Raw genomic sequence first — 8038 nt, 5'->3', positions numbered from 1 at the left:
GTGTGCCCCCACAACAACCTCGGGGGGTGCGCCCCGTTTTTGTGGGTGGGTTTTTGCCCTCCCCCCCCCCCCCCCGCCCCCCCGGCCGAGTCCCTCTCCCGTTTACGGGAGAGGGGGTGGGGTGAGGGCTGGGGCATTACCGGTAAAGCCTCTGCCGAGCATGGCTCGGCACTACCGGTGCCGCCGCCGATCAGGTCAACGCGATCGAGCGGGTCTTGCGTTCGGCCAGACGCTTTTCCAGGTAGTGGATGTTCTGTCCACCGGCCTGGAAGCCCTGGTCGCGCATGATGCGCTGCTGCAACGCGACGTTGGTCTTGATGCCGTCCACCACCATCTCGCTCAGCGCCACCCGCATGCGGGCAATGGCGGTTTCGCGGTCCGGGCCGTGCACGATCAGCTTGCCGATCATCGAGTCGTAGTTCGGCGGCACCTTGTAGCCAGCGTAGATGTGCGTATCAACGCGCACACCCGGGCCACCCGGCGGATAGAAGCCGGTGATCAGGCCGGGGCTGGGAATGAAGGTTTCCGCGTCCTCGGCGTTGATGCGGCATTCGATCGCGTGGCCGTGCAGCACCACGTCGCTCTGCTTGATGGTCAGCTTCTGGCCGGAGGCGATGCGCAGCTGTTCGGCAACCAGGTCGATACCGGTCACCATCTCGGTCACCGGATGCTCCACCTGCACGCGGGTGTTCATTTCGATGAAATAGAACTTGCCGTCTTCGAACAGGAACTCGAAGGTGCCGGCGCCGCGGTAACCGATGCGGATGCAGGCTTCCACGCAGACCTTGCCGATCTGCTCGCGCAGTTCGGAGGTGATGCCCGGTGCCGGTGCCTCTTCCACCACCTTCTGGTGGCGGCGCTGCATCGAGCAGTCGCGCTCACCCAGGTGGATGGCGTTGCCCTGGCCGTCGGCCAGCACCTGGATTTCCACGTGACGCGGATTTTCCAGGTACTTCTCCATGTAGACCTCACCATTGCCGAACGCCGCCTTGGCTTCGGACTTGGTGGTCTCGATGGAGGCCTTCAACGCGCCTTCGGCATGCACCACGCGCATGCCGCGGCCGCCACCGCCACCGGAGGCCTTGATGATGACCGGGTAGCCGATCTCACGGGCGATCTTGGTGTTGGCGACGATGTCTTCGCCCAGTGGGCCGCCTGAGCCGGGCACGCACGGCACGCCGGCGGCCTTCATCGCGCGGATGGCTTCCACCTTGTCGCCCATCAGGCGGATGGTTTCCGCACGCGGGCCGATGAAGATGAAACCGGACTGCTCAACGCGCTCGGCGAAGTCGGCGTTCTCGGACAGGAAGCCGTAACCCGGGTGGATGGCCTGCGCGTCGGTGACCTCGGCCGCGGCGATCAGCGCCGGGATGTTGAGGTAGCTTTCCGACGACGGTGCCGGGCCAATACAGACCGACTCGTCGGCCATGGCCACGTGCTTGAGATTGCGGTCAACGGTGGAGTGCACCGCGACCGTGCGGATGCCGAGGGTGTGGCACGCGCGCAGGATGCGCAGCGCGATTTCACCCCGGTTGGCGATGACGACTTTATCCAGCATGGCCGGCGCCTCAGGCAATCACGAACAGCGGCTGGTCGAATTCAACCGGGCTGCCGTTCTCGCCGAGGATGGCCACCACGGTGCCGGACACTTCGGCCTCGATCGGGTTGAACATCTTCATCGCTTCGATGATGGCCAGGGTTTCACCGGCCTTGACGGTCTGGCCAACGCTGACGAAGGCAGGCTTGTCCGGCGAGGACGAGGAATAGAAGGTGCCGACCATCGGCGCGCGCTGCACGTGGCCTTCCGGCAGGGCGTTGCCCGGCTTGGCGGTGCCGCCGGTGGAGGCTTCGGTCGGGCCGCTCATCGGCATGGCCGGGGCGGCGGCAGCCGGGGCAGCGGCATACACCGGTGCCGGCGCAGCGACGTAGCCGCCAACCGGGTTGCGCGACAGGCGTACGGACTCTTCGCCTTCCTTGATCTCGATTTCAGCCAGGTTCGACTCTTCCAGCAGGTCGATGAGCTTCTTGATTTTGCGCAGATCCATGAGGGCCTCTTTGGTTGCAGTAAGTCAGTAAGGAGTAGGCGCGGTGCGCCCGGGTCAAAGTTCGTAGAAATCGCGCAGCTGCCGGGTACGGTCCTGCGCGTGGGTGGTGAGACAGTGCATCTGCGCGCCATTGCGCGAGGTGCCATCAGCGTGGAACGCGTAGACCGCGTCGCAGTCCTTGTCACGCAGCTGGATCCAGGCACGCTGTGCCTCGATCAACTGCTGCTCGGCGGCGCCGCAATGCGTGCAGCTGCCATCGGCGGCCTGCTGCTGCAGCTGGCGGCGGGCCAGCTTGTACGTGGTGTTCAAGACCGTATCAGCGTCGGTGGCACGATCGGACGCGCACAGGTCGCTCTCCATCGTGCTGGTCACATTTGCGCAGTCGATGCCTTCGGCGGCGCGATCCAGGTTCTGCGCATGCGCAGCCGCCAGCGGCAGGCACACCACGGCCATACCCGTCAGCAACCGCGGCAGCGTGTTCACGCAGCCGCTCCCACGCGCGCCAGGGCGGCGTCCATCGCATAGCGGTAGCTGTCGGCGCCAAAGCCGCAGATCACGCCCACGGCCTTGTCGCTCAGATAGCTGTGCTGGCGGAAGGGCTCGCGCGCATGCGGGTTGGACAGGTGGATCTCGATGAACGGAATCGCCACCGCGGCCAGCGCATCGCGCAGGGCCACCGAGGTATGGGTGAAGGCGGCGGGGTTGATCAGGATGAAAGCGGTTCCATCGGCACGCGCAGCCTGCACCCGGTCCACCAGCACATGCTCGGCGTTGGACTGCAGGTGTTCGCTCTGGTGCCCCTGCGCCTGTGCCTGTGCAGCCAGCGCAGCGTCGATCTGGGCCAGCGTGGTGTGGCCATAGACGTCGGGCTCGCGGGTGCCCAGCAGGTTGAGGTTGGGGCCGTGAAGGACCAGCAGTTTTGCCATGTGCCAAGGGTCGGCGGGGAAGGGCGGCAGTGTGAGGGAAGCGGGGAATGCTGTCCAGTTCGGCGAAATTAGCTGTGTTTTAATCGTTTGTTTGAAATTTGGGGCTTTGCTGGGACCGCCTGCGGTGTGGTGCTTCAGCGCCCTCTTGGTAAGCCTTGTGGGCAGTTGCAGCAGCCTGGCCAAGAGTGCCGCACCTGCGCGATGCGCGGCACTTGCGAGGAAATGAGCGAAGTTGGGCCTTCCCCAATACCCGCGACGACAAGAGCCCCTCTCCCGCCCGCGGGAGAGGGGTTGGGGTGAGGGCAGAGCGAAGTAGTCATCTTTGATTTGCGGGTAAACCATCCGCGCCCGGCTTTAAGCGATGAAGCCAAATCCAAAGCTCCCCTCATCCGCCCCTCCGGGGCACCTCGCTCCGCGCCCCGGCCCCGCGTAGCACGCGGGGCGTACGAACAGTCACGTGCCTACGGTCCGTAAACGCCTGTTCTTAATCCCGCCAGCGGGAGAAGGGCGGCAAGGGCCCCGTGTCCGATCTGTGCTCGGCGACTGTCCACCGTCTGCCAGTAATCGTTGGTTAATAGACGACCGGTCTATTCGGCGTAAGCTCCATCCCCATGAACCTCTCCCCAAAAGCCCAAGCCACCCGCCAGCACATCCTGGATACCGGTTATCGGCTGGTCCTGCAGAAGGGCTTCGCCGCCCTCGGCCTGCAGGAAATCCTCAAGGCCTGCGCCGTGCCCAAGGGCTCGTTCTATCACTACTTCGCGTCAAAGGAAGTGTTCGGCTGCGAGCTGCTGCAACAGTACGTAGACGGCTACGGTTGCAAGCTCGAACAACTGCTGGCCGAACCCGGCAATGGTCGCGAGCGGCTGATGCGCTACTGGGACGCCTGGGCGCGTGACCCGGCCGATCCGGCGCAGGGTTGGGCCGAGGAGTGCCTGGTGGTGAAGCTGGCCGCCGAGGTATCCGACCTTTCCGAGGACATGCGCCGCGTGCTCGACCAAGGCGTGCAGTGCCTGTTGCAACGCATCGCCGCGCTGGTCGAAGAAGGCCGCGCTGACGGCTCGCTGCCGAACGGCAAGCCCGCACTGGATGTCGCCCGCGTGCTGTACCAGATGTGGTTGGGTGCGGCCCTGCTGTCCAAGCTCAGCCAGGACCGCCTGCCGCTGCTACAGGCCCGCGAAGCCACCGAACACCTGCTGTTGTGCGGCAACGCCGTCGCACCTTCCACCCCCACCCATTGAAGGCACTGCCATGAATGTTCTGTTCGTACTCACCTCGCACGACCAGCTCGGCGACACCGGCCACAAGACCGGCTTCTGGCTGGAGGAATTCGCCGCCCCGTACTACGTATTCAAGGATGCCGGCGCCACCATCACCCTCGCATCGCCGGCCGGCGGGCAACCGCCGCTGGACCCGCGCAGCGATGAGCCCGATGCACAGACTCCCGCCACCGACCGCTTCCGCAGCGACCGTGACGCCCAGCAGCAGCTGGCCACCACGCTGCCGCTGAAGCAGATCGATGCCAGCACGTTCGACGCGGTGTTCTATCCCGGTGGCCACGGCCCGCTGTGGGACCTGGCCCGCGATGCCGACTCGATTGCCCTGATCGAAACCTTCGACCGCGCCAACAAGCCGCTGGGTCTGGTCTGCCATGCCCCCGGCGCGCTGATCGCCGCACGCGCTGCCGACGGCAAGCCGCTGGTGGCTGGCCGCAAGGTCACCGGTTTCTCCAATAGCGAAGAAGACGCCGTCGGCCTGAGCGCGGTGGTGCCCTTCCTGATCGAAGACGAGTTCACCCGCTTGGGCGGCAACTACAGCAAGGGCCCGGACTGGGCGCCCTACGTACTGAGCGACGGCCACCTCGTCACCGGCCAGAACCCGGCCAGCTCCGAAGCGGTAGCCAAGGCATTGCTCGCACAACTGGCCTGAGCCGCGTAGCCCGGGTAAGCGAAGCGCACCCGGGAAACACGCAGTCAACAAACGGCTCCACATCTGCTTTCAACCGACGTACCCAACGCACCCTTACAAGGAATCGGCAATGAAGATCTTCTACAAAACCCGCGCCACCGCCACCGGTGGCCGCGCCGGCCGCACCGCACTGGACGACGGCAGCCTCGCCCTCGATCTGGCCCTGCCGGGTTCCAACAAGGCAGGCGCAAACCCCGAGCAGCTGTTCGCCCTCGGCTACGCCGCCTGCTTCGACAACGCCTTGCCGGTAGCTGCAAAGCAGCTGCAGCTGCAGCCCGCTGGCACCGCCACCTCGGTGGAAGTAGGCATCGGCCAGACCGCCGAAGGCGGCTACGCACTGGACATCGACCTGCACGTTGAAGTGAAGGGCCTGGAACAAGCCGATGCCCAGCGTCTGGTTGAAGCCGCGCACAAGATCTGTCCGTACTCCAACGCCACGCGCGGCAATGTGGATGTTCGGCTGCACGTAACCGTCGCCTGATTCACGAATCAACGCCAAGTCAGTGCATAGCGCTGACAAGTACTTGTGGGAGCGGCGTGAGCCGCGAAGTCGACGCTGTTTAGGCGAACGGCATCCGTGTCATCTGAAGACGCGCGCGCATCGCGGCTTATGCCGCTCCCACAAAAACAAAGCCGATGCCAGAGCTGTGACCACGGCTCCCCCCTCGCAACAGGAGACACACATGCGCAGCGCCATCCACACCACGTTTGGTGAACCGGCCGACGTGCTGGCCTTGGGCGACAGCCCCATCCCGCAGCCCGGCCCCGGCGAAGTGCGGATAAAAACCCTGCTCGCGCCCATCCACAACCATGACCTGTGGACCGTGCGCGGCAAGTACGGCTACAAGCCCACGCTGCCGGCCATCGGTGGCAGTGAAGCGGTAGGCATCGTTGAAGCACTGGGTGAAGGTGTGCAGGGCATCACCATCGGCCAGCGCGTAATGGCCGCTTCGGTACACGGCACCTGGGCCGAATACTTCATCGCCCCCGCACGCATGGTCCTTCCGGTGCCCGACGGCATCGCCGATGAAGCCGCAGCACAGCTGATCGCCATGCCGCTGAGCGCATTGATGCTGCTTGAATTCCTGCAGGCCGAACCTGGCCAATGGATCGTGCAGAACACCGCAAACGGCGCCGTCGGCAAGACCCTGGCCATGCTTGCCGGCGCACGCGGTGTGCACGTGCTCGGACTCGTGCGTCGTGATGCAGGTGTCGATGAACTGAAGGCACTGGGCATCGATAACGTGCTGTCCACCACCCAGCCGGATTGGAAGTCGCGCGCACAGGCATTGCTTGGCGACACGCTGGCACACGCCGCAGTCGATTCCATCGGTGGCCAGGCCAGCGCAGATCTGGTGTCACTGCTCGGAGACAACGGCACGTTGGTTTCGTTTGGCACCATGGCCGGCGAAGCCATGCAGATTCCCTCCGGCGACCTTATCTTCAAACAGGCTACGGTGAAGGGCTTCTGGGGCAGCAAGGTCAGCCAGCAGATGTCGGTTGAGAACAAGCGTCGACTGGTAGGCGAGCTGCTGCAGCGCGTGCTGAGTGGCGAACTGGAACTTCCGGTGCAGGCGATCTACGGGCTGAATGATGTTGCAGAAGCGGTGACGGCGAGCCTGCTGCCCGGACGCAAGGGCAAGGTGTTGTTGCGTCCTTAAATCAAGTTCATCACAAAACTTAGAAAGCGACCACGAACATACGTGCGCGGTCGCTTTCTTTTGAAACAACAGCTAGCGGTTACTCAGTGAGCGCCATGCCAGTACGTTGTTCGGCAACAGCCGAATAGACCTTTGCGGCAAGTTCGTGAGCAGCGCCTTGATTTGCAAGCATCAAGATATCCCCGCCGTCAGCTATGGATTTGTCCTTGGGTACTTCGACCAACTTGAATTTTGGACTGAATGAGTTCAGCACTGCCTCGACATCCCCCTTTGTACGAGCGGCACAAACGATGATCGTGCAGCCCTGGGCAATTAGCTCCTCGATGAATTCTTTGAGCGGGCCTGGAACATCTCCCCTATTTACGATGCCAACCTTGCGGCCACCAACGGCGACGATCGCGCGGAAGTCCAACTGGTAGCCGAGCATCTCAAAACTCATTGGCTTTGTGCTGGAGTCAGCCGCAAGCAATTTATACAAAATTTGCAACGTGGTGCTTTTGCCAGAATTGCTAATGCCGCGGAGTGCGATCAACTGTTTTTTCATTTATGCGTTCTCAGTCTAGGTTTGAGGTCAAAACTTGAGTGCTCGGGAGGGCCTGAATCGCTCCAGCACCCCCGCCGGATAGTCCCGCTGGAACGGCAGGTCCTTGCGGTGCGCATAGCCGATATAGCAATCGCAACGCTGGTTCGGGCAGCTGCGCGGACGAAGCTGGGCCGCAAAGCTGCCGTCGTATAGATTGCCCAACGGCTCGGCGACGAAGTGACAGCGTTTGACGTTGCCGTCGCCATCCACCGACACCACGTTCTCGCCGGTGAAGCAGGGTGCGCCCAGGCTTGCCGAGGGTTCGAGGTTGAACAGGAAATGCGGGTCCACGCGTTGCAGCTGCTGGATCTCCGCATCGCTGTAGTAACCGGCAGGGCGCTCGTCGTAGGCGTTGATCCACATCGGCACGTTGTCTGGCAGCTCCTCACGCAGCAGCTGGATCTCCTCCAGATGCTCACGCATCGCCACCATGCCAACGGTGTAACGCACGCCGCGCCTGGCCAGTTCATTGCAGCGGGCCAGGAAAGCGGCGCGTGTTACCTGCCCGGGATGGTAGGTGCACCATAGCGCGAAGCTGTCGAGCTTGACCTCGTCCAGCCAGCGCGTGCCGATGCACAGGTTGGTCTGTATCACCACGCGGCGGACGTGCGGCATGTGACTCAGCTGCACCATCGCATCGCGGTAGTGACGGCGTACCAATCCCTCGCCCCACGGCGTGAACAGCACCGACAACTCCATCGTCTGCCGCTCCGCCCAGTCGATGAAGCGTGCAAGGTCCTCGGCGTCGCGGCGCAGGGCGGCGCGGGTGTCGTAGGTCTTGGCGAAGGGGCAGTACGGGCAGTCGTAGTTGCAACTGCTCAGCCGCCCGCGATAGAGGATGGAAAGATGCATGCG

10 protein-coding genes are annotated in these 8038 nt (G+C 63.7%); 4 read left to right on the top strand and 6 right to left on the bottom strand.

Annotation, left to right across the window (positions count from 1 at the left end; translation table 11 throughout):
* Nucleotides 1-190 precede the first annotated feature (190 nt).
* Genes accC through aroQ form a run of 4 tightly spaced genes read right to left on the bottom strand, consistent with a single transcriptional unit; the run spans nt 191 to nt 2971 of the window.
* Nucleotides 191-1558, bottom strand: a complete 1368-nt coding sequence (accC, locus tag ACVOLV_RS06310; protein WP_481545610.1) for an acetyl-CoA carboxylase biotin carboxylase subunit — start codon at nt 1556-1558, stop codon at nt 191-193.
* Between the two features lie 10 nt (nt 1559-1568).
* Nucleotides 1569-2045: an acetyl-CoA carboxylase biotin carboxyl carrier protein gene (accB, locus tag ACVOLV_RS06305; RefSeq protein WP_296252015.1), complete on the bottom strand. Its 477-nt coding sequence runs from the start codon at nt 2043-2045 to the stop codon at nt 1569-1571.
* Between the two features lie 54 nt (nt 2046-2099).
* Entirely contained in the window at nt 2100-2528 is a 429-nt protein-coding gene (locus tag ACVOLV_RS06300; protein WP_481553648.1) for a lysozyme inhibitor LprI family protein, read from the bottom strand.
* On the bottom strand, nt 2525-2971 hold the full coding sequence (aroQ, locus tag ACVOLV_RS06295) for a type II 3-dehydroquinate dehydratase (protein WP_481510612.1): 447 nt from the start codon (nt 2969-2971) through the stop codon (nt 2525-2527). Before aroQ ends, ACVOLV_RS06300 begins: the two co-directional genes overlap by 4 nt.
* 611 nt (nt 2972-3582) lie before the next feature.
* On the opposite strand from aroQ, the gene ACVOLV_RS06290 reads away from it, so the two are divergent.
* The 4 genes from ACVOLV_RS06290 (at nt 3583) to ACVOLV_RS06275 (ending at nt 6600) form a co-directional block, all read left to right on the top strand.
* Entirely contained in the window at nt 3583-4212 is a 630-nt protein-coding gene (locus ACVOLV_RS06290; protein WP_481553647.1) for a TetR/AcrR family transcriptional regulator, read from the top strand.
* Between the two features lie 10 nt (nt 4213-4222).
* Nucleotides 4223-4900 (top strand): type 1 glutamine amidotransferase domain-containing protein, encoded by a 678-nt coding sequence (locus ACVOLV_RS06285; protein WP_481539932.1) that lies wholly within the window; start codon nt 4223-4225, stop codon nt 4898-4900.
* Nucleotides 4901-5009: 109 nt separating this feature from the next.
* Nucleotides 5010-5420 (top strand): organic hydroperoxide resistance protein, encoded by a 411-nt coding sequence (locus tag ACVOLV_RS06280; protein WP_481553646.1) that lies wholly within the window; start codon nt 5010-5012, stop codon nt 5418-5420.
* Between the two features lie 202 nt (nt 5421-5622).
* The gene (locus ACVOLV_RS06275) at nt 5623-6600 is read left to right on the top strand and encodes a zinc-binding dehydrogenase (protein ID WP_481553645.1); all 978 of its coding nucleotides are present in this window, start codon (nt 5623-5625) and stop codon (nt 6598-6600) included.
* A gap of 79 nt (nt 6601-6679) precedes the next feature.
* Here the strand turns inward: ACVOLV_RS06275 and ACVOLV_RS06270 are convergent, their stop codons facing one another.
* A complete protein-coding gene (locus ACVOLV_RS06270; protein ID WP_481553644.1) occupies nt 6680-7144 on the bottom strand; it encodes a hypothetical protein in 465 nt (154 codons plus the stop codon).
* A 27-nt stretch (nt 7145-7171) separates the two neighbouring features.
* Nucleotides 7172-8035: an STM4011 family radical SAM protein gene (locus ACVOLV_RS06265; RefSeq protein ID WP_481553643.1), complete on the bottom strand. Its 864-nt coding sequence runs from the start codon at nt 8033-8035 to the stop codon at nt 7172-7174.
* Between the last annotated feature and the right edge of the window lie 3 nt (nt 8036-8038).

The organism is Stenotrophomonas sp. STEN023, from assembly GCF_056760135.1.
Note: the sequence above shows the minus strand (reverse complement) of the source record. Positions and strands in the feature narration are given on the sequence as shown.